This window comes from Pantoea sp. A4 (assembly GCF_000295955.2).
Lineage (GTDB): Bacteria > Pseudomonadota > Gammaproteobacteria > Enterobacterales > Enterobacteriaceae > Pantoea > Pantoea multigeneris.
The window spans coordinates 1-20,425 of sequence record NZ_ALXE01000028.1 but is presented as its reverse complement, the minus strand read 5'-3'; the positions used below and the strand labels follow the sequence as shown (position 1 = coordinate 20,425).

Annotated in this window: 27 protein-coding genes; 13 read left to right on the top strand and 14 right to left on the bottom strand. The window is 53.1% G+C overall.

Annotated features, from left to right (window positions below; all coding sequences use genetic code 11):
- Nucleotides 1-4 precede the first annotated feature (4 nt).
- Genes B880_RS0114010 through flgB form a run of 5 tightly spaced genes read right to left on the bottom strand, consistent with a single transcriptional unit; the run spans nt 5 to nt 3,540 of the window.
- Complete coding sequence (locus B880_RS0114010) at nt 5-763, bottom strand: flagellar basal body rod protein FlgF (protein WP_017348058.1); 759 nt, start codon at nt 761-763, stop codon at nt 5-7.
- 20 nt (nt 764-783) lie between these two features.
- A complete protein-coding gene (gene flgE / locus B880_RS0114005) occupies nt 784-2,013 on the bottom strand; it encodes a flagellar hook protein FlgE (RefSeq protein WP_017348057.1) in 1,230 nt (409 codons plus the stop codon).
- Between the two features lie 22 nt (nt 2,014-2,035).
- A complete protein-coding gene (gene flgD, locus B880_RS0114000; RefSeq protein WP_017348056.1) occupies nt 2,036-2,707 on the bottom strand; it encodes a flagellar hook assembly protein FlgD in 672 nt (223 codons plus the stop codon).
- A gap of 12 nt (nt 2,708-2,719) precedes the next feature.
- Nucleotides 2,720-3,124, bottom strand: a complete 405-nt coding sequence (gene flgC, locus B880_RS0113995; RefSeq protein ID WP_026042648.1) for a flagellar basal body rod protein FlgC — start codon at nt 3,122-3,124, stop codon at nt 2,720-2,722.
- Between the two features lie 2 nt (nt 3,125-3,126).
- Complete coding sequence (gene flgB, locus B880_RS0113990) at nt 3,127-3,540, bottom strand: flagellar basal body rod protein FlgB (protein ID WP_017348054.1); 414 nt, start codon at nt 3,538-3,540, stop codon at nt 3,127-3,129.
- Nucleotides 3,541-3,695: 155 nt separating this feature from the next.
- Between flgB and flgA the strand changes: the two genes are divergently transcribed.
- The 3 genes from flgA to B880_RS0113975 all read left to right on the top strand — a co-directional run bounded on the left by flgA (nt 3,696) and on the right by B880_RS0113975 (nt 5,195).
- Entirely contained in the window at nt 3,696-4,355 is a 660-nt protein-coding gene (flgA, locus tag B880_RS0113985; RefSeq protein ID WP_017348053.1) for a flagellar basal body P-ring formation chaperone FlgA, read from the top strand.
- Nucleotides 4,356-4,459: 104 nt separating this feature from the next.
- On the top strand, nt 4,460-4,759 hold the full coding sequence (gene flgM, locus B880_RS0113980) for a flagellar biosynthesis anti-sigma factor FlgM (protein ID WP_017348052.1): 300 nt from the start codon (nt 4,460-4,462) through the stop codon (nt 4,757-4,759).
- Between the two features lie 4 nt (nt 4,760-4,763).
- On the top strand, nt 4,764-5,195 hold the full coding sequence (locus B880_RS0113975; RefSeq protein ID WP_017348051.1) for a flagella synthesis protein FlgN: 432 nt from the start codon (nt 4,764-4,766) through the stop codon (nt 5,193-5,195).
- A 13-nt stretch (nt 5,196-5,208) separates the two neighbouring features.
- Here B880_RS0113975 and murJ read toward each other — a convergent pair whose 3' ends face one another.
- The 3 genes from murJ to rimJ all read right to left on the bottom strand — a co-directional run bounded on the left by murJ (nt 5,209) and on the right by rimJ (nt 8,115).
- The gene (gene murJ / locus B880_RS0113970; RefSeq protein WP_017348050.1) at nt 5,209-6,747 is read right to left on the bottom strand and encodes a murein biosynthesis integral membrane protein MurJ; all 1,539 of its coding nucleotides are present in this window, start codon (nt 6,745-6,747) and stop codon (nt 5,209-5,211) included.
- 120 nt (nt 6,748-6,867) lie between these two features.
- A complete protein-coding gene (locus B880_RS0113965; protein WP_017348049.1) occupies nt 6,868-7,503 on the bottom strand; it encodes a DUF480 domain-containing protein in 636 nt (211 codons plus the stop codon).
- A gap of 21 nt (nt 7,504-7,524) precedes the next feature.
- Complete coding sequence (rimJ, locus tag B880_RS0113960) at nt 7,525-8,115, bottom strand: ribosomal protein S5-alanine N-acetyltransferase (RefSeq protein ID WP_026042647.1); 591 nt, start codon at nt 8,113-8,115, stop codon at nt 7,525-7,527.
- Between the two features lie 183 nt (nt 8,116-8,298).
- Here rimJ and grxB point away from each other — a divergent pair, with 183 nt between their 5' ends.
- The 7 genes from grxB (at nt 8,299) to solA (ending at nt 13,540) form a co-directional block, all read left to right on the top strand.
- Nucleotides 8,299-8,946 carry a glutaredoxin 2 gene (gene grxB / locus B880_RS0113955; RefSeq protein WP_017348047.1) on the top strand — a complete coding sequence of 216 codons (648 nt, stop codon included), beginning with the start codon at nt 8,299-8,301 and terminating at the stop codon, nt 8,944-8,946.
- Nucleotides 8,947-9,044: 98 nt separating this feature from the next.
- The gene (locus B880_RS0113950; protein ID WP_017348046.1) at nt 9,045-9,608 is read left to right on the top strand and encodes a lipoprotein; all 564 of its coding nucleotides are present in this window, start codon (nt 9,045-9,047) and stop codon (nt 9,606-9,608) included.
- A gap of 519 nt (nt 9,609-10,127) precedes the next feature.
- Complete coding sequence (pyrC, locus tag B880_RS0113945; RefSeq protein WP_017348045.1) at nt 10,128-11,174, top strand: dihydroorotase; 1,047 nt, start codon at nt 10,128-10,130, stop codon at nt 11,172-11,174.
- Between the two features lie 65 nt (nt 11,175-11,239).
- On the top strand, nt 11,240-11,485 hold the full coding sequence (gene dinI / locus B880_RS0113940; RefSeq protein WP_017348044.1) for a DNA damage-inducible protein I: 246 nt from the start codon (nt 11,240-11,242) through the stop codon (nt 11,483-11,485).
- Nucleotides 11,486-11,615: 130 nt separating this feature from the next.
- On the top strand, nt 11,616-11,885 hold the full coding sequence (locus B880_RS0113935) for a hypothetical protein (protein WP_017348043.1): 270 nt from the start codon (nt 11,616-11,618) through the stop codon (nt 11,883-11,885).
- A gap of 183 nt (nt 11,886-12,068) precedes the next feature.
- The gene (gene bssS, locus B880_RS0113930) at nt 12,069-12,323 is read left to right on the top strand and encodes a biofilm formation regulator BssS (protein WP_017348042.1); all 255 of its coding nucleotides are present in this window, start codon (nt 12,069-12,071) and stop codon (nt 12,321-12,323) included.
- 98 nt (nt 12,324-12,421) lie between these two features.
- Nucleotides 12,422-13,540, top strand: a complete 1,119-nt coding sequence (gene solA / locus B880_RS0113925) for an N-methyl-L-tryptophan oxidase (RefSeq protein WP_017348041.1) — start codon at nt 12,422-12,424, stop codon at nt 13,538-13,540.
- 60 nt (nt 13,541-13,600) lie between these two features.
- Here solA and trhO read toward each other — a convergent pair whose 3' ends face one another.
- Nucleotides 13,601-14,659 (bottom strand): oxygen-dependent tRNA uridine(34) hydroxylase TrhO, encoded by a 1,059-nt coding sequence (gene trhO, locus B880_RS0113920; RefSeq protein WP_017348040.1) that lies wholly within the window; start codon nt 14,657-14,659, stop codon nt 13,601-13,603.
- A 227-nt stretch (nt 14,660-14,886) separates the two neighbouring features.
- On the opposite strand from trhO, the gene B880_RS0113915 reads away from it, so the two are divergent.
- The 3 genes from B880_RS0113915 (at nt 14,887) to B880_RS0113905 (ending at nt 16,931) form a co-directional block, all read left to right on the top strand.
- Nucleotides 14,887-15,810: a Kdo(2)-lipid IV(A) acyltransferase gene (locus tag B880_RS0113915; protein WP_017348039.1), complete on the top strand. Its 924-nt coding sequence runs from the start codon at nt 14,887-14,889 to the stop codon at nt 15,808-15,810.
- 351 nt (nt 15,811-16,161) lie between these two features.
- The gene (locus B880_RS0113910) at nt 16,162-16,419 is read left to right on the top strand and encodes a hypothetical protein (protein ID WP_017348038.1); all 258 of its coding nucleotides are present in this window, start codon (nt 16,162-16,164) and stop codon (nt 16,417-16,419) included.
- A 116-nt stretch (nt 16,420-16,535) separates the two neighbouring features.
- The gene (locus tag B880_RS0113905) at nt 16,536-16,931 is read left to right on the top strand and encodes a MysB family protein (RefSeq protein WP_017348037.1); all 396 of its coding nucleotides are present in this window, start codon (nt 16,536-16,538) and stop codon (nt 16,929-16,931) included.
- Between the two features lie 3 nt (nt 16,932-16,934).
- On the opposite strand, the gene B880_RS0113900 is transcribed toward B880_RS0113905, so the two are convergent.
- The 5 genes from B880_RS0113900 to B880_RS25055 form a co-directional block, all read right to left on the bottom strand.
- Nucleotides 16,935-17,156 (bottom strand): YceK/YidQ family lipoprotein, encoded by a 222-nt coding sequence (locus B880_RS0113900; RefSeq protein WP_026042646.1) that lies wholly within the window; start codon nt 17,154-17,156, stop codon nt 16,935-16,937.
- Between the two features lie 116 nt (nt 17,157-17,272).
- Nucleotides 17,273-18,301, bottom strand: a complete 1,029-nt coding sequence (locus tag B880_RS0113895) for a Gfo/Idh/MocA family protein (RefSeq protein ID WP_017348035.1) — start codon at nt 18,299-18,301, stop codon at nt 17,273-17,275.
- Between the two features lie 511 nt (nt 18,302-18,812).
- The gene (locus B880_RS0113885; protein WP_157060557.1) at nt 18,813-19,040 is read right to left on the bottom strand and encodes a hypothetical protein; all 228 of its coding nucleotides are present in this window, start codon (nt 19,038-19,040) and stop codon (nt 18,813-18,815) included.
- Nucleotides 19,041-19,724: 684 nt separating this feature from the next.
- Nucleotides 19,725-19,988, bottom strand: a complete 264-nt coding sequence (locus tag B880_RS0113880) for a MafI family immunity protein (RefSeq protein ID WP_157060560.1) — start codon at nt 19,986-19,988, stop codon at nt 19,725-19,727.
- Nucleotides 19,988-20,425: EndoU domain-containing protein (locus B880_RS25055; RefSeq protein ID WP_017348031.1), on the bottom strand; the 438-nt coding region annotated here is incomplete at its 5' end. The genes B880_RS0113880 and B880_RS25055, both read right to left, overlap by 1 nt.

Below are 20,425 nucleotides of genomic sequence, written 5' to 3'. Positions count from 1 at the left end.
TGCCTTAGCTGCTCATATTGAGCAGTGAATTGGCTTTCTGTTCGTTTTCATCAACGCTGGAGATCACTTTCATCTGCATCTCGAAGCGGCGGGCGTTGGCGATCATATCCACCATGGTTTCCACCGGTTTAACGTTGCTGCCTTCCAGCACGCCCGGCATTACCTGTACGGTGGGATCATCTGCCAATGTGGCTCCACGCGTGGCCTGAGTCGCGGCGGTCGGGCGGAACATGCCGTCATCACCACGCTGCAACTCCTTGCCGGTGGCGCGCACGTGTTTGAGTCGCCCAATCTGTACCGTGGCGTTAGGCGCATCACCCGCGTTAAGCGAAGTGATGGTGCCATCCGCAGCGATAGTGATTTGCGCGCCTTCAGGAACCGCGATTGGACCGCCATCCCCCATCACGGGATTGCCCTGAATGGTGAGAATACCGCTGGGGCTAATCTGCATATTGCCGTTGCGGGTGTAGGCTTCCGTTCCGTCCGCCGTTTGCACCGCCAGCCAGCCATCCTGCTGCACCGCAACGTCCAGCGGACGTTCGGTGTAGTCCATCGCGCCGGGGCTCATATCCGCTCCTGGCGTTGAGGCCGCGACCAGCGTGCGGGTCGGCAACGAATAACCGTTCACCGGCACGGCGCGCAACGCATTGAGCTGCGCGCGAAAGCCTGGCGTTGAGGCGTTGGCAAGATTGCTGGCGGTGACCGCCTGCTGATCCAGCGTCTGACTGGCCGCCCCCATGGCGGTATATATCGCGTGATCCATAAAACAATCCCGTTAGTGGATTAACGTAAGTTGACCAGGGTGTTGAGGATCTGATCCTGCGTTTTGATGGTCTGCGCGTTGGACTGATAGTTACGCTGAGCAACAATCATATTCACCAGCTCTTTACTCAGGTCGACGTTGGAAGACTCCAGCGCGCCGGCTGTCAGAGAGCCAAAGGTCCCGGTATTCGCCACGCCCAGTGCGGCCTGGCCGGAAGAGTCAGTGGCGCTCCAGACGTTATCCCCCTTGGACTCCAGCCCTTCTGGGTTAGAGAAGCTCGCCAGCACGATCTGCCCCAGCGTCTGGGTTTTCTGGTTGGAGTAAGTGCCGGTGATGGTACCGTCATCCGCGATGCTGTAGCTGGTGAGGTCGCCTGGTGCATAGCCGTTCTGCGTCGGGTTGCCGAAGCTGGTGGTGCCGGTGTTCTGCTGCAAGCTGCCCTGCATGCTGAGCTGAATAGTGGTGCCCGTTGCGCCGTTAATGCCGTTGATGCTGAGGCTGAGGTTCGGTGATGACTCGGTGCCCGCCGCGTTGGTGATGCTGGTCAGGCTGCCGCTGCTGTCAAACGTCAGGTTGTATTGCTGATCGGTTGCGCTGCTGTCCGAGCTGTCAATGGCGTGCACCGTCCACTTGTTGTCGGCGGTTTTGACGTAGTACATGTCGAGTTGGTGTTCGTTACCCTGGGTGTCGTACACCGTCATACTGCTTTTGGCGTTGTAGCTGCTGGTGTTGGTTGAATCAAAGGTGGTGACGGTTGGCGTGCTGTCGCTGGAGTTGAGGTTCGCCACCTGGCTGGCGGTGGTGGTCGCGCTGGCCTGCATCTGGGTGGTTGGAATGCTCAATGCGACCGGGTTAGCACCGGTTTGTACCGTCGGCGGGGTGCCGCTGGCCGGGTAGCCCGTGACGTTCAGGCCCTGGGTGTTAACCAGGTTGCGGTTCTCATCAAGGGTGAACTGACCGTTACGCGAGTAAGACACCGCGCCGCTGCTGTCCGTCATGCGGAAGAAACCGTTGCCGCTCAAAGCGACATCCAGCCCACGGCTGGTGGTGGTGGTGGTGCCATCGTTAAAGTTCTGGATCACCGCAGCGACTTTGGTTCCCATCCCCACATCTGAACCGGCAAACAGATCGGCAAAAGCAATGGTACTGGATTTAAAACCCGCAGTGGCGGAGTTCGCGATGTTGTTGCCGATGACGTCCAGGTTGCTGGATGCTGCGCTAAGGCCACTTACCGCCTGAGAAAATGACATGTTATAACTCCTGAGTAATTATTCAGATGATCTGTTTGACTTCATCAAGGGTGGCAGTGCCGGAGGTGCCAAGATCAAGTGTGGTGCTGTCGGTGCTGGTGTTGACGCCGCTGACATAGGCATAAGCCAATGGCTGGGCGACCAGCTGCGTGCTGCCGCTGCTGGCGGCGATAGCGACGGTGTATTTGCCATCCGGCGCGGTGGAACCATCGGTGAGGGTGCCATCCCATGAGAAGGTATGGACGCCCGCACTCAATCCACCCAGATCAATGGTTTTCACCACGTTGCCGCTGGAATCACTGATGGTAGCGGTGGTCGAGGTTGAAGCCGTCCCCAGCTCAACGCCAAACGGCGTGGTAGTGCCGCTGCCGACTAACACCTGAGAACCGTCGATCATCACGCCATGGCCGATCAGGGTGGAACTCTGCAATGACTGGCTGGTGGTGATCTGCCCGGAGATCGACCCCAACGTGGTGTTGAGTTTTTCCACGCCACTCAGGGTGTTGATCTGCGCCAACTGAGTCGTCAACTGGCTGTTATCCATCGGATTGGTGGGATCCTGATTTTTTAACTGCGTGACCAGCATGGTCAGGAATTCGTTTTGCAGATCCGCTGCGCTGCTGCTGGTGCTGTCGCTGCTGGAAGAGAGGACCGTCTGATCCAGCGTCTCATTAACGCCTACCGCGATACCCATTGTTGTTCTCCGTTACTGACCCATCGTCAGGGTTTTCATCATCATCGACTTGACGGTATTCAGGACTTCCACGTTGGCCTGATAGCTACGTGAAGCCGACATGGTGTTGACGGTTTCTGCTACCACATCCACGTTCGGCATCTTGACGTAGCCTTTGCCATCCGCCAGCGGATTGCCCGGGTCATAGACCAGTTTGGCGGGGGTAGGATCGTTCACCACGCCCGCTACGCGCACGCCGCCGGTCGCGGCTCCAGGGGCGGCATCCGTCTGGAAAATCACCTGTTTAGCCACGTACGGTTGGCCGTCTGGCCCGGTAACGCTATCGGCGTTCGCGAGGTTACTGGCGCTGACGTTAAGCCGCTGCGACTGCGCCGCCATTGCCGAACCGGCAATGTCAAAAATGTTCATTAAGGCCACGGTTATTGCCCCTGTAATACGCTCATCATGCCTTTGATTTGGCTACTGATAAGCGTGAGGTCGGTTTGGTATTTCAGGCTGTTGTCCGCGAACTGGGTGCGTTCACGATCCATATCCACGGTGTTGCCGTCCGCTGCCGGTTGATCGGGAATGCGGTACATCAGGTCCATTGAGGGTTGACTGTTGGTCTGCGCTTCAATGTGGCGTGGTGAAGTGACTTTTAACGCCATGCTGCTGCCGGCGCTGCGTCCCTGCTCCATCACCCGACTCAGCTCACTGGAAAAGTCGATATCGCGCGCCTGGTAGCCCGGGGTATCGGCATTAGCAATGTTGGACGCCAGGATCTCCTGACGCTGAGCACGCAGATTGAGTGCTTCACTGCTGAACTGTAATGCCGCATCCAGTTTGTCGAGCATGGTTACTCCGCGAATGAGAATTTCGAGCGGAAAGCTTAATTCGCTAAAAGCAAGGGCTATCGTCTGAATAGCAACAGAAATTGTGGCTATTCCTGCTCTTGAGTTTTTTTGCCGAGGCGTAGACTGCTGCCCATCAGTCAAAGAGGACTTTCTTCATGCGATTTCATCTTTCCCTGCTGAGCGGTTTACTGGTCGGCACGATTTTGTCCGCTCAGGCGGCCGATCTCCCCGCTCAACTCACTCAGTTTTTTAAGGCTCGCGACCCACAACATGCTGCGGGCATGGTGGTGCAGGTACGTACGCCAGACGAGCAGTGGCCCACCTGTGCCACACCGCAGCTGATGCTGCCGGGCAACAGCCGTCTGTGGGGAAATATGAGCGTGGCCGCCAGTTGCGGTGAGAATCGCCGCTTCTTGCAGGTGCAGGTTCAGGTGAGCGGTGGATATCTGGTGGCGCAGCATCAGCTGCGGCGCGGCGTGCAGGTTTCGGCTCGTGATTTCCGCCTGCAACAGGGGCGATTAGATACCCTGCCACCGCGCACGCTGTTCAGCGTGGACAAGGTTGCCGATGCGGTGGTCCTGCGCGATATTGAACCCGGCCAGCCTGTGACGCAGACCATGCTGCGCCAGCCCTGGCGGGTGAAAGCCGGTGAATCGGTAACGGTGGTGGCGAGCGGCAACGGTTTCAGCGCCACTGCGGCAGGCAAAGCGATGAGTAATGGTGCAGCTTCTGACTGGGTGCGGGTGCGGATGGATAACGGTCAGGTGGTTAACGGGCGCGTTGATGAACGTGGGAATATTCTTATTACCCTGTAAAGTGCTAAAGAGTGCGTCTGTTCTGCCGATACAAGAAACAAGAAACCCGTTAGGCTGTGCTGATTCTCCCGACAGCAGCCGCTGAGAGCACTGGAGCGAATATCATGAGCATTGAAAGAACCCAACCGTCAAAGCCCGTCAGTACGGTACAAACGCGTGACAGCAGCGACAACAGCAATAAAGTGCGCCAGAGCAGCGCCACCACTGCCGCGCCACAAAGCGGTGCGCAGGTCAGTCTGAGCAGCGCTCAGGCACAGCTGATGCAACCCGGCAGCCAGGATATTAATACCGCGCGCGTTGAGCAGATGAAAACCGCCATCCGCAACGGCGAGTTGAAGATGGACACCGGTAAGATTGCCGATGCGCTGATTGCCGATACCAAAGCCTGGTTAGAGGACCAGTAATCCCATGAGTCAATTGCAGAGTACGCTGGAGAAAATGCAGGAAGTGTTGAGCACCCTGACCGACCTGCTGGCCGAAGAGCAGAACGCGTTGGCGGCGGGCAAGGTGAACAGCAACCTGTTACAGCGGATCACGGAAGATAAGCGCTCGCTGCTGGCGACCCTGAACTATCTCGATCAGATGCGCCTGACCTGCGAACGTAGCCATAATATGACCGCGCCCTATCCGGCGGACCGCATGATGGCAGAACAGTGGCAGCGGCTACAGCAGGCTACCCGTCAGCTACGCGATGCCAATGTGCATAACGGGCTACTGCTGCAACAGCAAATTCGCTTTACCGATGCAGCCGTATCCGTGTTGAAACCGCATTTCAGCCAGGCTTTTTATGGCCCGGATGGCCTCGGCACTGGCCGCACCACCCTGAGCCACAAGGCCTGAGCGTATTGTACGATCAGGCCGCTGTACTGCGGGCAAAGTCACGCAGGCGGAAACCTAACAGCGCCAGCATGACGAAGTAGCTACCGCCACCCACCACACACACGGCCGCCAAACGCAGCAGACGCGCGTACATCTCTCCCTCTCCCCAGGACGGCATCACGTGCAGAATACCCAGCAGTGCCGCAGCCATAATGGCTACCGCAACCACCAGTCGGAACAGGAAACTGTACCAGCCCGGCTGTGGCAGGAAGATGCGCTGTTTGCGCAGTTGCCAGAACAGCAACGCCGCATTCAGGCAAGCCGCCAGACCAATCGATAGCGACAAACCGGCGTGCTTAAGTGGCCCAATAAACGCGAGATTCATTAACTGCGTCATTACCAGCGTAATGATGGCAATTTTCACCGGCGTTTTGATGTCCTGACGCGAATAGAAGCCCGGTGCCAGCACTTTGACCACAATCAGGCCCATCAACCCAACCGAGTAGGCAATCAGCGCGCGCTGCGTCATTGCGGCATCAAAAGCGGTGAATTTGCCGTACTGGAACAGGGCGCTGGTGAGCGGGCCGGAGAGAATGCCAAGCGCAACCGAACAGGGCAACGCCAGCAGGAAGCAGAGGCGTAATCCCCAGTCCATCAAGCGGGAGTATTCATCATGGTTTCCGCTGGAGAAGCTTTTTGCCAGCGAAGGCAGCAAAATCGTGCCCAGTGCCACGCCCAGTACCCCAGAGGGAAACTCCATCAGACGGTCGGCGTAGTACATCCAGGAGACCGATCCCGACACGAGGAATGAGGCAAAGATGGTGTTGATGATCAGTGAAATCTGGCTTACCGAAACCCCGAGAATCGCCGGTCCCATCTGGCGCATCACGCGCCACACGCCAGCATCTTTCAAATTGATGCGCGGCAGCACCAGCATGCCGATTTTTTTCAAATGCGGCAGCTGGTAGCCCAGTTGCAGCACGCCCCCCACCACAACAGCCCAGGCCAGCGCCATGATCGGTGGATGGAAATGAGGTGCGGCAAACAGCGCAAAGCCCAGCATGCTGATGTTAAGCAGCGTTGGAGCAAAGGCCGGTACGGAGAAGCGGTTCCAGGTGTTGAGGATCGCCCCGGCCAGTGAGGCCAGCGAGATCAACAAGATGTAGGGGAACGTCACCCGCAGCAGCGCCGTGGTCAGGGCGAATTTGTCCGCCGTGTCGGCAAAGCCCGGCGCAGTCACGTAGATAACCCAAGGCGCAGCCAGCATCCCGGCGAACGTCACCAGGGCCAGCACCAGCGTGAGTAGGCCCGAGACGTAGGAGACAAAGATGCGCGTGGCTTCTTCGCCTTGTTTGCTTTTGTACTCGGCCAGAATCGGTACAAATGCCTGAGAGAATGCGCCTTCGGCAAAGATTCGGCGCAGCAGATTAGGCAGTTTGAATGCCACAAAGAAGGCATCGGTGGCCATTCCGGCCCCAAATACCCGCGCCACAATGGCATCACGGGCAAAGCCCAACACGCGCGAAAACAGGGTCATCGAACTGACCGCTGCCAGCGATTTCAATAGATTCATAGTTAGCGGCGCTTCCTGAAAATAGTCGGCAAAATGCGGTACTTACGCGGGCACCTCTTGATGCCCGGCGATAGTCTACTGTCCTGGCGGGAAATCACCAACGTTGAGTGTTACAGAGCATTAATCACTCTGGGCGGGTAAAAGTTTTGCCAACTGCTGCTGTAAGGCGGCAACCTGCTGTTCCAGTGCGGTGACGCGTGCCGATAAATCAGATTCTTCCGCTGCTTCCACCGGCGTTTCCACCACCTCGCCACCAAACAGGTGCATGTAGCGACTTTCACGCTTACCTGGCTCACGCGCCAGACGCACCAGCATCGGGCCATCGTCGCGTGTGATTAAGCTTTCCAGCGCCTGTTCAACTTCGGTCACATCACTGAAGTCATGCAGGCGTCCACTGCGACTGCGCAATTCACCAGGCGTTTGTGCGCCGCGCAGGAACAGCAAGGTGAGAATCGCCACTTCAGCGCTGTTGAGCTGTAAATTGCCAAAGGCAGAATTACAAAAACGCTGTTCATATTTTGCCACGCGCTGGCCAAAGCCATTGTTAGCGGTGACCAGATGCTTTTTCACCAGCGCGTCCAGTTGGTCCTGCGTTTCGCTGTCACTGAGGTTCATGACCGGTTCGCGGTTGGATTTTTGGTTACAGGCCGTGGTGACGGCATTGAGGGAGAGAGGATACTGCTCTGGTGTGGTGATCTGCTTTTCCAGCAGGCAGCCAATGACGCGCAGCGCCTGCGCAGAGAGTGCCATTTTCATTGTTATGAGCTTCCTTTGGGTTTATCCCCGGCGATCCGGTGTCCAGTCCGGGTTGGTCAGTGCGGTGAGAACGTGGTCCTGCCATTTGCCATCAATCAGCAGGTAATCTTTGGCATAGCCCTCTTTTTCAAAGCCGAGACGTGCCAGTAAGTCACCGCTGCGCTGATTGTGCGGCATGTAGTTCGCCATAATCCGGTGCATGTGTTGCTGGCGCTGCATGTAGCGAATAGCAATTTGCAGCGCTTCGAACATCAGCCCTTGCCCCTGCCATTTTTCTGCCAGCGAGTAGCCGAGGTAGCAGGCATGGAAGGATCCCCGCAGGACGTTGCTGAAGTTCGCCACGCCGCGTATTTCATTTTCGTTCGGGTCCAGTAAGGCAAAGTAGTAGGCCGATCCCTGTTTGTGCAGGTCGTTGATCAGCCCGAGGCGAGCCTGCCAGCCAGAGGGGTAGCAGTGGCTTTCATCGCGGATCGGTTCCCAGGGTTTCAGAAATGCCCGATTTTCCGCATAGTAGTCTGCCAGTCGCCATGCGTCTCGTTCATGGACCAGACGCACCACCAGACGGTCGGTGATGAGGCGCACTTTGGGCGAGGCAGTTCGGTAGCCAAACATGGAGACTCCTGAATTCCATAAACGGAATAGTTCATGTAACTCACTATAACCGTAGCCGTTGTTGCGGTAAAACAGTTCGCACAGTTCGCACAGTTTGCCCTGTTTCTGCTTCTCTTCCATACTTTTATCAGGTTTTTCCCGGATGGCTGTTGATGCTGTCCCGCCATTTCAAGGAGATATCCAGTGAAGCTCTACATTTACGATCATTGTCCTTATTGCGTGAAAGCACGCATGATTTTTGGCCTGAAGGATGTACCGGTTGAGTTGGTGGTGCTGTTGAATGACGATGAGGAGACACCGCATCAGCTGATTGGACAGAAGATGGCACCGATTCTGCAAAAAGCGGATGGCAGTGCAATGCCGGAGAGTCTTGATATCGTGCGGTTTATCGATCAACTCGATGGTGAGCCGTTGTTGACCGGGAAGCGTAATCCCGCCATTGAGGATTGGCTGCGCCACGTTCACAGTTACAGTAATAAGCTGTTGTTGCCACGCATTGCAGCCGCGCCGTTTGCTGAATTTGCCACCCCTGCCGCACGCGATTATTTTATCCGCAAAAAACAGGCTAATTACGGTGATTTCGCCGCGCTGCGGCAGCACTCTGCCGGTCTGATTAAGAATATCAGTAACGATCTGTTGCAGCTTGATAAGCTGATCGTGAAGTCCAACGCGGTGAACGGTGAGCTTTCAGAAGATGATATTCATCTGTTCCCGCTGTTGCGGGCGTTGACGCTGGTGGCAGGGATTAACTGGCCAAGCCGCGTCCTGGATTATCGCGATAATATGGCGAAGCAGTCGCAGGTAAACCTGCTTAGCTCGGTGGCACAGTAATATTTTGCTGAAAAATGCCCGCTGCGTTTCTCAACTATCCTGGTGACACCAGCAGGTCATTCAGGCAGGCTATGCCTTTTCCTTCAGGATGAGAGTGCATGAAAAAGGTTGTTGCCAGTTTGCTGGCCCTGAGTTTTGCCCTGTTGTTGAGTGGCTGTAATCAGCTGACGCAGTACACCATTACTGAGCAGGATGTGAATAAAGCGCTGCAAAAGCACAATAACTGGGAGAAGGATATCGGTGTCTCTGGCCTGGTGAATGCCCATATTGTGCTGACCGATTTGACCAGCCAGATTGGCCGCGAAGAGCCTGACCGCGTGACAGTGTCCGGCAAAGCGACCATTAATCTGACCTCCCTGTTCGGCCCACAGCAGGCCGTCATGCAGTTGAAGCTGAAAGCGCAGCCGGTGTTTGATCAGCAGCAGAGTGCCATTTTCCTGCATGATATGACGATTGTTGACGCTCAGGTGCAGCCAGAGAAGATGTCGGGTGCATTACAGGCGCTGACGCCGTACCTGGAGAAGTCGTTAAAAGATTACTTCAATAAGAAGCCGGCTTATGTGTTAAGCGCCGATCGCGGCGTGAAAGAAGCCCTGGCGAAGAAGCTGGTGAAGGGTCTGGAAGTGAAGCCTGGCGAGCTGATTATTCCGCTGACGGATTAAGCGGGGTTGTGGTGTAGGCGTATGTCAAGATCAAGGTCAAGGTCAAGGTCAAGGTCAAGGTCAAGGTCTGGACAATCGTCTGTGAAATCGAGATACCTCGGCCTGTCAGGGGAATCGGGCTGCGACGTGGCTCGCTCCGATCACCCTGCCCTCCGAAATCCATACGACTCTGTTGCCTGAACATAGGCCGTTTGGAAGTTAAGCACTGAAACTCACCAAGGGCTGGGGCTGCTAACAGCCGCACTGCTGCTTCTGGGAAGATGATGGGGGGTATGACAGCAAATGCCTCTGGCACATGGATGTGCCAGCGGATCGTAGGGATACGGATTCCTTTGCAGTCATACCCCCCATTGTCTGACCTGCCACCCGAGTCCACAGCGGCTTACCATCTCAGCGCCTAAATTCCCATCATTCGCTGCATAAACGCAAAAACCAGGTGCAAACGGTTGCCTGATTCCTTATTCTTTGTACCCGGCCAAAACGCCCCTTACGTTTACCTTAATGCCGGAGCACTCTGCAATGACAGCACAACCCCAAAAACTCACAATTCGCCGCCCTGACGACTGGCACATTCACCTGCGTGATGGTGAAATGCTGCAAGCTGTTCTGCCTTACACCAGCGCGGTAAACGGTCGTGCTATCGTTATGCCCAACCTCGTGCCTCCTGTCTCCAGTGTTGCAGCCGCTATCGCCTACCGCGATCGCATCCTTGCCGCACTGCCTGCAGGCCACAGCTTCACCCCACTGATGACCTGCTACCTGACAGACTCACTGGACCCGGACGAAATTGAACGCGGCTTCAAAGAAGGCGTATTTACTGCGGCGAAACTCTACCCTGCTCACGCCACCACCAACTCCAGCCACGGCGTCACCAACATCGCCTCGATTGCCAAAGTCCTGGACCGGATGCAGCAAATTGGCATGCCATTACTGACGCATGGCGAAGTCACCGATGCACACATCGACATCTTTGACCGTGAAGCCCGCTTCATTGAAACGGTCATGGAACCGCTGCGTCGCCAGTTCCCACAGCTGAAAGTTGTGATGGAACACATCACCACCAAAGAAGCGGCCCAGTACGTTGCGGAAGGGAATGAAAAACTCGGTGCGACCATCACACCACAGCACCTGATGTTCAACCGCAACCACATGCTGGTCGGTGGCATTCGTCCACACCTCTACTGCCTGCCAATCCTCAAACGCAATGTCCATCAGGAAGCCCTGCGTGATGTGGTTGCCAGCGGCAATCCACGCTTCTTCCTCGGTACCGATACCGCGCCACACCTGCGTCACGCCAAAGAGTCTGGCTGCGGCTGTGCGGGGGTATTCAGCGCACTCAACTCACTGCCGGCGTATGCCACGGTATTTGAAGAGCTGAATGCACTCCAGCATTTTGAAGCGTTCTGCTCTGAAAACGGCCCGCGCTTCTACGGACTGCCGCTCAATGAAGGCACCATCACCCTGGTGCGTGAGCCATGGATCGTACAGGAAAGCATTATCGTCGGTAACGAAACCGTGGTGCCATTCCTCGCCGGTGAAACCATGAACTGGCAGATTAAAGCGTAATCCCTCTTGCCTCCGTAAATCTTATACTGTAAATATATACAGCATCATTTACGGAGGCAGTCCACATGCGTGTTGAAATTACTGTTGCCAAAACCCAACCTCTTCCCCCCGGAGCCCTGGAAGCACTCAGCCAGGAACTCGAACGCCGTTTGCTGCGTCAGTTCCCTGAAAGCGACCATCGCGTCTCTGTCCGTTACGCCAGCAGCAACCAACTTAGCGTCCTTGGTGCCAGCAAAGAAGATCGTGAACACGTCAGCGACCTGCTCCAGGAAACCTGGGAAAGTGCTGATGACTGGTTCGCCCCCGATTAACCGCCACTGCGTGTTTTTCCGGGCGTCGCCGCCCGGTTTTTTATTCTAAACGGCTCGCCAGAGCAGCTAACTCCTTCTACGCTTAACATGCACGATTGCGCGCTCAGGTCATGTTGCACAGGAGACGATCATGACAACAGAAAAAGCAGAAGAAGTAATGACCTTTGGCGAGCTGCTGGCATTAATCAGCGATCAGCAAAGAAGAATAACCGTCATGGAAACGGCCTTCTCTAGTCTGGCCTGGTGCCTTGATGAACGCGCCAGCCAACTGCTCATCCACCAACTGACGTTGGAATCCACCAGCCAAAAACATGATGCCGCACTCCAGCACCAGTTCGCCCTGTTGGTAACAGAGCTGGAAAAACGTCATCACCCAGCCCCGGATGTACCCACGTTATAAAAAGTTACCCTGCTCGTGGTGATTAAATGCGACCACGAGCAAACTTACACTGTTGATAAAATAACCAGCGCACATTTTTAGTAATCTAAAGCTGGATTCCTGTTATAATTATTTCGCTAGTGGATAATAAGCTGCATTGAACCTCACCGAGCACTTCGTTTAACGAGTAATAAGGAGGTTATAATGGATAGAAACAAAAATGTTATTCATACCCATCCCCTGGTGGGCTGGGATATCAGTACCGTTGACAGCTATGATGCCATGATGCTCCGCCTGCACTCGATATCGTCGCAGGAACAGAAAGAAGAAGAAGCGGATGTCGGACCTACTTACTGGATCACCACCGATGTTGCGCGGCAATTTATCTCCATTCTCGAAGCGGGGATTGCCAAAATAGAGTCGGCAGAGATTTACGAAAGAAACCAGTCAAAACATTAAATCCTTCCGCCAACGAGGCACCCCACCGGGTGCCTTTTTCATCTCTGTCCCATCTGATATGCTACTGATAGTTCTGATTTATCACTCATGGTGACGTAATGATTTATGATCTGATTATTGTCGGTAGCGGCTCAGTGGGCGCAGCAGCGGGCTACTATGCCACCCAGGCTGGACTCTCGGTGTTGATGACTGACAGCAACCACCCTCCACACAGCCAGGGCGCACATCACGGCGAAACACGACTGATCCGCCACGCCTACGGCGAAGGTGAACATTACGTCCGCATGGTATTACGCGCACAGCAACTGTGGGATGAGCTGGAAACCCTCTGCGGTGAACGCGTTATGCATCGCAGCGGCATCATCAACCTCGCCCCGCAAAACTCCGAATTTATTCAGAACGTCATTCACAGCGCCCAGAACTTCAAACTGGATGTTGAAATATTAACCGCTGAAGAGGTTCGTCAGCGCTGGCCGCAAATTAACGTACCGGATGGTCATATTGGCGTTTTCGAACCGCAATCCGGTTATTTAAAATCCGAAGTCGCCGTGCGTAGCTGGGTGCGCTTAGCCCAGGAAGCGGGGTGCGCGCAGTTATTTAATTGCCCGGTTACGGCTATTGAACGCGTTGGCGATCTCCAGCAGGTCACCACTATTGATGGCACCTATCAGGCACGCAAACTGCTGATCACCGCAGGCACCTGGGTCGGTGACCTGGTACCTGGGCTGCCCTTAACGCCAACCCGCAAAGTGTTTGCGTGGTATCAGGCTGATGGCCGTTACAGTGAAAATAACAAATTCCCCGGTTTTACCGTTGAAATGACAGACGGCAGCCAGTTCTACGGCTTCCCGGCGGATAATAATGCGCTGAAAGTCGGTCGCCATGACGGTGGCCAAGTGATGCAGACGGCCGCAGACCGTAAACCTTTCGGCAGCTATGCCGCCGATGGCAGTGACTGCTTCAGCTTCCTGCGCCAGCTCTTGCCGGGTGTAGGCGTGTGCCTGCACGGCGAAGCCTGTAGTTATGACATCTCCCCCGATGAAGACTTTATCATCGACACGCTGCCGGATGATGCTAACCGTATGATCATCACCGGTCTCAGCGGCCATGGCTTCAAGTTTGCCAGCGTGCTGGGGGAGCTGGGCAGTGAATTTGCGCAAGACCGTCCGTTCTCCCTGGATGTCTCGGCATTTTCACTCAACCGCTTCAAACCTTAAGCGCATCACCATAAAAAAACCCATGACTCAGCATGGGTTTTTTATCTCTACGGTCGGGATTTATTTCTCGCTATCCGGCAGCGGGATCGCCAGCGTCATATTTAAACGACCACGGGATTTATTAAAGATTTTATTGCCGTTCTCACGACCCGCACGGCGCGTACGCTGCTCTTCGGGTGAGAGTTTTGCCTCTTCCATACACAGTGGGCTACAGCACTTCTCATACTTCTCTGCACAGCTTGAGCACTGAATAAACAGCAAATGGCAGCCGTCATTGACGCAGTTCACATGCGTGTCACAAGGTTCGCCACACTGGTGACACTGGGACAGCACATCATCAGAAATACGCTCACCCATACGCTCATCAAAAACAAAGTTTTTGCCTTTGAAACGCACCGGCAAACCCTGCTCACGAGCACGACGCGTATATTCGATAATACCACCTTCAATATGGTAGATATCTTCAAAGCCGTTGTGCTTCATCCATGCGCTGGCTTTCTCACAGCGAATACCGCCGGTGCAGTACATGACAATTTTTTTATCTTTCTGCTCTTGCAGCATATCCACTGCCATCGGCAGCTGATCGCGGAAGGTATCCGCCGGGATCTCCATCGCCTGATCGAAACGTCCTACTTCGTATTCATAATGGTTGCGCATATCGACAAACACCGCATCGGGATCGTCCAGCATGGCGTTCACTTCCGCCGCTTTCAGATACTTACCGACATCGCTGGCATCAAAGGTCTCATCTTCAATCCCATCCGCCACAATGCGGTCACGCACTTTCAGGCGCAGTACCCAGAAAGATTTACCGTCATCATCCAGGGCAATGTTGAGGCGCAGATTATTCAGCGCGGCATCAAAGCCATACAGGAAGGTTTTCAGCGCCTCAAAGTTGCTGGCGGGAACGCTGATCTGCGCATTAATGCCCTCTTTGGCGACGTAAATGCGGCCAAACACTTTCAGTTCGCGCAGGGCAATGTACAGCGCATCACGGAAAGCTTGTGGATCGGCGATCTGAAAATATTTGTAGAAAGAGACGGTGGTACGCGGCTCTGTTTCAGCAAGCATACGTTCACGCAGCTCATTATTGTTTACGAGGTTATGTAACACTGGCATGGTGTTCGTTCCTGTGGCAATGAGGTAAATTTTTAGCGCGCACATCATACCCGAATCTCGTGAAATGCCTAGGGGGTTCAGATCAAATCATTACCTTTTATAGAGCATTTTTTGCATTTTTTGCTCTTCCTGGGTCTCATTGCCGCCTGTTTATTCCGGCGAGAGGCAAAAAATGGCATAATGGTCTAATTTCAATGACATATTGTCACCTGGATGCGCGACTTTTTATGACTCAGTTACCTCAGTTTTCACGACAGTTACTTCACCCCCGCTACTGGATCACCTGGATTGGCATTGGCTTTCTCTATACGCTGGTGCTACTGCCTTACCCGGTTTTATACGCCATTGGCTGTGCATTGGGCCGTACTGCATTACGGTTTATGAACCGTCGCGCCAACATTGCGCGCCGTAACCTTGAACTCTGCTTCCCACAAATGCCAGAAAGCGAACGCGAAGCAGTGATTAAACGCAATTTTGAATCCGTGGGTATGGGCTTTATTGAGACCGGTATGGCGTGGTTCTGGCCAGACTGGCGCATGCAGAAGTGGGTAAAAACCAGCGGACTGGAACACATCAGCAACGCACTGGAACAAAAAAAAGGCGTGCTGTTGGTTGGCCTGCACTTTCTGACGCTGGAGTTGGGTGCACGTATTTTTGGTATCTATAACCCGGGTATTGGCGTTTATCGTCCCAACGACAATGCCCTGCTCGACTGGCTGCAAACCTGGGGCAGAATGCGTTCCAATAAAAGCATGCTGGATCGTAAAGATCTCAAAGGCATGATCCGTGCGCTTAAAAACAACGATATTCTCTGGTATGCACCCGATCACGACTACGGTCCACGCAGTAGTGTGTTCGCTCCACTGTTTGCGGTGCAAGATGCCGCCACTACGGCGGGAAGTTATGTATTAATTCGCACAGCGCGTCCGGCCGTGGTGCCATTTGTCCCGCGCCGTCTGCCTAATGGTAAGGGATACGAACTTATGATGCTGCCAGACGTTGGACCGGATATGCCACTGGACAGCGAGCTTGCTACAGCCACGCGCATGAATAAAGTGGTTGAAGAGTGCATTCTGCTAGCACCAGAGCAGTATATGTGGCTGCATCGCCGCTTTAAAACCCGCCCGGAAGGGCAACCTTCCCTCTATTAATGTCTGACGGGATGTTAAACGCATCCCGCCATTCTTCAACCCTGCTTTATTATTCCTCTGAAAACAAAACGCATTATTTAATTTTATTAATGCATACCAGCATCTACCAGGAAATATCCTATTTAAACCCCTTTACAGTACACCGCCACTGAAGTGTGAAAAAAAATTAACTTAACTTACAGGCCATTACTGTCGTTAAGTCCTTAGATATTACTTTTGTGACCGCAAATCAGCAATTTCATTCCTTTTCGTCATTTGCATAACGTTAGGACTCTAACTACTTTCAACTCCGGGATTACCTACTCTTCCCACATCTATTTTCACGCTAATAAACTATGCCAGGAATAATAAATGACTAAAGGCATCTATTTTTATGTTGATACCGCTGCAGATGATAACGGCTACCATTTTTTACATCGTCAAGGATGTAAACATATGCCAGATAAAAAGGATGCGCTGTTTATTGGCACCCTTTATACGTTAAATCAGGGGCTCACTATCGCCAGAATGAATTTTAAAAAGGTAAAGCCCTGTATTAAATGTTGTATTCGTTACTCCGCCACCAGGATGTCAGCCAACGTCCAACCGGTGCGCCACTTTCCGCGTTAATCGCCAATAACCCCTACTCAGACGGAGTGACTCCACTCCGTCTGAGTGAGTCAGCACGTCGTAAATTTTCAGCTATTCTTCTCTCATCCCTTTCGCAACCACAATGGAGAACCTCCATGGATTTATACAGTACGCTGGAAGAAGCCATAGATGCCGCACGCGAAGAGTTCCTGGCTGACAATCCAGAGCTCAATGAAGACGATGCGGATATCAACCAGTTTTCCCTGCAAAAGTATGTAATGCAGGATGGCGATATCATGTGGCAGGCTGAGTTTTTTGCCGACGAGCGAGAAGAAGGCGAAGGCCTGGTCATCAGCGTGGGTGAAGCCGCTCAGGCGATTTTCGACGGCGACTTTGATGAGATAGAGCTACGTCAGGAGTGGCAGGAGCAAAATACCCTGCATGAGTGGGACGAGGGCGAATTCCAGCTAGAACCGCCAACGGACACGGAAGAGGGAGAAGCTGCTGCCGAAGAGTGGGATGACGACAACAGCGAATCCGAACGCTTTTAACCGTTAATCATAAGGCCCGTGATGGATATCGACTGGCAACAACAGGGTATCCATCACCGCTGATAACGGAAGATCGATAATTGTCAGTGCACGCCAAGGACCATCGCGAACATCCCAACGTACCCCAGGATAATATTGATTGCCGTGCCCCTGGCCGGGCACAGTACGGCTAATTATACTGCCACACCCGCTGACCAGCGTCACAGCCGCAAGCAGTAACGTAATATTTAATAGACGAATCACAACATATTCTCATAATGAACTGCGGCTATTTTAACCGCAGGCCATGCAACTGACCAGCCAGTGCGGCTTCCCGGAAGGTAAAGGTTGCGTTAAACCCTTTAGGGCTCAATCGCTACGCGGGTTCCCGTTTGCGCGCTCACCCGCGCGGCGTCTAAAATTTCCAACACGTGCACCGCCTGTTGGGCCGTTACCGGTGGCTCGGTTCCATTGCGCAGCGCATGCGCAAAAGCCGCGTAGTAGTCATGGTAATTGCCCTGCTGTGCCGGGATTTTTTCCTGCTGCCCCGGACTGTAAAAGGTGCCCCAGTGCTGCTCGGGTTCATAGCCCCAACCGGTGAGATCGTCCGCCGGGCGTTTGCCCGCAAATATCTGCCGTGCCTGAATATCACAGCTGCTGGCAACATAGCTGCCTTTCTCGCCGTAGGCGCGCAGTTCACGCTGATGCAGGCCATTCAGTTTGGTGGCCGATAGATAGCTCGTCACCCCAGAGCAGTGGGTTAAGGTGAGCAGAAAACTGGCATTCGTGGGACCGGCAGGATGATCAATCTCATCCAGTTGCGCCTGAACCGCCTGTACCGGGCCCAGCAACCAGACAGCCTGATCCACCAGGTGACTGCCCAAATCGCGCAGCAAACCACCGGATTCACCGCCTTCCAGCGTGTTCGGATCGTTAAAGTCCATACGGTTATGCAAACGCCACAGTTTGCCTAAGCGCTGTTGTTCCAGCAGCAGACGCAGCGTCTGGAGATCGGAATCAAAGCGGCGATTGTGGTAAGCCCCTAGCAGCACGCCTTTGGCAGCCGCAGCCGCCTCTAGCTCACGTGCACCAGCGGCATCGGGGGCGAAAGGCTTATCGGCAATAACGGCAACACCGGCTTCAATCGCTTCCAGCACCAGCTCACGCCGGGTGTGTGGCGGCGTGGTAATGGTGACGATATCTACCCCCGCAGCGAGCATCGCCGTCAGGCTGGGATAAATAGCCACATGCGGGAAATCTGCCCTGGCTTTTGCCACAGTCTCAGGCGCCCGGGCGACAATCCCAGCCAGCTCCAGCCCCTCGGTGGCAACAATAAAAGGGGCATGAAAATGTTGCCCACCTGTACCATATCCGACGATTCCGACTTTCATACTCACCTCACAGCGTGCGTGATAGAAAATTATCAGCGCTAAATCATAGCGTTAGCGCTGGGCAGAAAATGAGTATAAGCACTGCCAGGTGTTTACCGTCAATGTCTGAGCGGAAGTTATTTAACATTTTGTTTACCGATGGTGGGATTATGCCACCAGGGCGAGTTCGCTTTACTGGAGCGATTATCGACACTGATGCGTATTTTCTGGGGTAATTTAGCCTGCCAGGCCTATCGAATCCTGCGTCGTGAAGCGACCGACCTGCAGTTCGTACTAGCGGAACAGGATGTAGCAGTCAGTTCCTGAGTGGAATAGATCGGATCAGTAATCCATTCAACTTGATGCGTATGCACATCTTTTTCTGCATAGTCACGCCTTCTACCAATATGATATTTCTCTTCAGTATTTTATTGACCCCGATAGTTATGGGGAATTTATTCGGGGTGTTTAGTATACTAAATCGAGGTTAAATGATAAAAAACCGGGAAGGTTTAATTCTTACCCGATGTTTTTATAAAAGATTTGTATTTATAAACTCTATCAACTCCTCTTTAGTTAATTCAAACTCTGGCCCGGCATCCATCCCACCAATGTAATCAACAGCATATTCTAACTTCCTGTCTTCAATTTTATGATCCAAAGAGAATGAAAATGAGTATCTTGCGACATCTCGCGGATTATATTCCTTTTCAAGGAGGAAGTTTATGTTCCGTATAAACTCTAGAGTCATTTCATTCATAATGAACCTCATAAATTAAACGAGATTGCTCGTCCTGACGGAGTAGCTATGCCTGCATCAATATCTGCTTTTGTTGGTGGATAGTGTGGCAAATCTAATAACTCACCATTTTTCATTTTGGGATGCACTCTGTTGACCTGCCCAGAGTGATTATAGGTCTCTTCCCAAATTCTCACATCTCCGTTTGTGGGATTCCATTCTGTTACATGAGAACGTCCCCGTGTTGGTCCTGGCGTACGAGCTAGAGCTTCTTGATTGTAATATCGGATGCGACCGTCTGGTAAAACTCGGGTACTCACCGCGCTCTTTTGAGCTTTTTCCAACGCACTTAATTTTCTGTTTAACTTTACAGCAGGGCCACTGCACTTTAACCCCAGCGGATCGATCCACCCCAGCGCATTAGGCGCGTACTGGTAGGGGTTGATCCTGCCCGCAAGGCCGATCGGGTCATCGGGACGACTACGGTGCGGCCATACTTTTTAGGCTATTTAACATACTGATGTAAAGTGACTTTCTGACGTCATACCTGCCGGTTGCGGCCCGGATTTTACCCGATGACCCGACGTACACCTTTGGCCCGCACACTACTGCCTCGCAGTGACTATCCCTTTCTGCACAGTATCAAACGAGAGAGAAATAGTAAAAAAACCGGGAATATTCAATTTCTCCCCCGGATTGTTAAAATTATTTAATTAGAGTTTTCAGGTAAATAAAATCACCTTTCTCTAAAGTGTGGTTAAATAATGAATTAAATATACAAATCTGCTCATATTCACTCCTGGTTATGACAATATCATCTTCACAGATATAATCGTATAACGTCTCAAATGCTAATGGTTCCTCCCCAAAGTCGATATAACTCAACGCGTAATTCAACTTGCCTTCGGAAATCCTATCGTTAAATTCCTTTACGAAAATCTTCAACTTAGAACCAGTAGATGTAGCCATCATTTTTCTCCCGGTAAATGTGGAACAGGGCCGCTATTAGGGAATGCAGTTACTATTCTTCCTTTTGCTGGCTGATAAACAACCCTAATTTGCACCCCATCCTTAACTTCCCATGCTACCCAAGTAGCAGCTTTTCCTGATCTGGTTAATGCGCCTCCCGTTCCTTGTTGAGCATACCACTTAGTTGATGGTGAATTTACAATATCATCAACCTCGGAAATGATTTTTTTGGAATTCCAAGACTGGGGGAACGTTGTTTTACCTGGTTGGCCTGGCCACATATGACCACCACTACCGGGGCCGTCGCCATGAAGAATATGTTTTTGTGCTTTTGGGTCACAACCAAATAACCCCAACGGATCAATCCAGCTCAGCGCATTAGGCGCGTACTGATACGGGTTGATCCCGCCCGCAAGTCCGATCGGGTCTGGCTGGGT

What these genes read in the sequence shown, in the direction of transcription:
- pyrC (WP_017348045.1), top strand. Translation starts at nt 10,128, where the DNA reads ATGACAGCACAACCCCAAAAACTCACAATTCGCCGCCCTGACGACTGG.
- flgA (WP_017348053.1), top strand. Translation starts at nt 3,696, where the DNA reads ATGCGATTTCATCTTTCCCTGCTGAGCGGTTTACTGGTCGGCACGATT.
- B880_RS0113910 (WP_017348038.1), top strand. Translation starts at nt 16,162, where the DNA reads ATGACTAAAGGCATCTATTTTTATGTTGATACCGCTGCAGATGATAAC.
- flgE (WP_017348057.1), bottom strand. Translation starts at nt 2,013, where the DNA reads ATGTCATTTTCTCAGGCGGTAAGTGGCCTTAGCGCAGCATCCAGCAAC.
- B880_RS0113950 (WP_017348046.1), top strand. Translation starts at nt 9,045, where the DNA reads ATGAAAAAGGTTGTTGCCAGTTTGCTGGCCCTGAGTTTTGCCCTGTTG.
- dinI (WP_017348044.1), top strand. Translation starts at nt 11,240, where the DNA reads ATGCGTGTTGAAATTACTGTTGCCAAAACCCAACCTCTTCCCCCCGGA.
- flgM (WP_017348052.1), top strand. Translation starts at nt 4,460, where the DNA reads ATGAGCATTGAAAGAACCCAACCGTCAAAGCCCGTCAGTACGGTACAA.
- bssS (WP_017348042.1), top strand. Translation starts at nt 12,069, where the DNA reads ATGGATAGAAACAAAAATGTTATTCATACCCATCCCCTGGTGGGCTGG.
- B880_RS0113880 (WP_157060560.1), bottom strand. Translation starts at nt 19,988, where the DNA reads ATGGCTACATCTACTGGTTCTAAGTTGAAGATTTTCGTAAAGGAATTT.
- B880_RS0113905 (WP_017348037.1), top strand. Translation starts at nt 16,536, where the DNA reads ATGGATTTATACAGTACGCTGGAAGAAGCCATAGATGCCGCACGCGAA.
- B880_RS0113885 (WP_157060557.1), bottom strand. Translation starts at nt 19,040, where the DNA reads ATGAATGAAATGACTCTAGAGTTTATACGGAACATAAACTTCCTCCTT.
- flgB (WP_017348054.1), bottom strand. Translation starts at nt 3,540, where the DNA reads ATGCTCGACAAACTGGATGCGGCATTACAGTTCAGCAGTGAAGCACTC.
- flgD (WP_017348056.1), bottom strand. Translation starts at nt 2,707, where the DNA reads ATGGGTATCGCGGTAGGCGTTAATGAGACGCTGGATCAGACGGTCCTC.
- B880_RS0113965 (WP_017348049.1), bottom strand. Translation starts at nt 7,503, where the DNA reads ATGAAAATGGCACTCTCTGCGCAGGCGCTGCGCGTCATTGGCTGCCTG.
- rimJ (WP_026042647.1), bottom strand. Translation starts at nt 8,115, where the DNA reads ATGTTTGGCTACCGAACTGCCTCGCCCAAAGTGCGCCTCATCACCGAC.
- B880_RS0113895 (WP_017348035.1), bottom strand. Translation starts at nt 18,301, where the DNA reads ATGAAAGTCGGAATCGTCGGATATGGTACAGGTGGGCAACATTTTCAT.
- solA (WP_017348041.1), top strand. Translation starts at nt 12,422, where the DNA reads ATGATTTATGATCTGATTATTGTCGGTAGCGGCTCAGTGGGCGCAGCA.
- murJ (WP_017348050.1), bottom strand. Translation starts at nt 6,747, where the DNA reads ATGAATCTATTGAAATCGCTGGCAGCGGTCAGTTCGATGACCCTGTTT.
- B880_RS0113975 (WP_017348051.1), top strand. Translation starts at nt 4,764, where the DNA reads ATGAGTCAATTGCAGAGTACGCTGGAGAAAATGCAGGAAGTGTTGAGC.
- B880_RS0113935 (WP_017348043.1), top strand. Translation starts at nt 11,616, where the DNA reads ATGACAACAGAAAAAGCAGAAGAAGTAATGACCTTTGGCGAGCTGCTG.
- trhO (WP_017348040.1), bottom strand. Translation starts at nt 14,659, where the DNA reads ATGCCAGTGTTACATAACCTCGTAAACAATAATGAGCTGCGTGAACGT.
- B880_RS0114010 (WP_017348058.1), bottom strand. Translation starts at nt 763, where the DNA reads ATGGATCACGCGATATATACCGCCATGGGGGCGGCCAGTCAGACGCTG.
- B880_RS0113915 (WP_017348039.1), top strand. Translation starts at nt 14,887, where the DNA reads ATGACTCAGTTACCTCAGTTTTCACGACAGTTACTTCACCCCCGCTAC.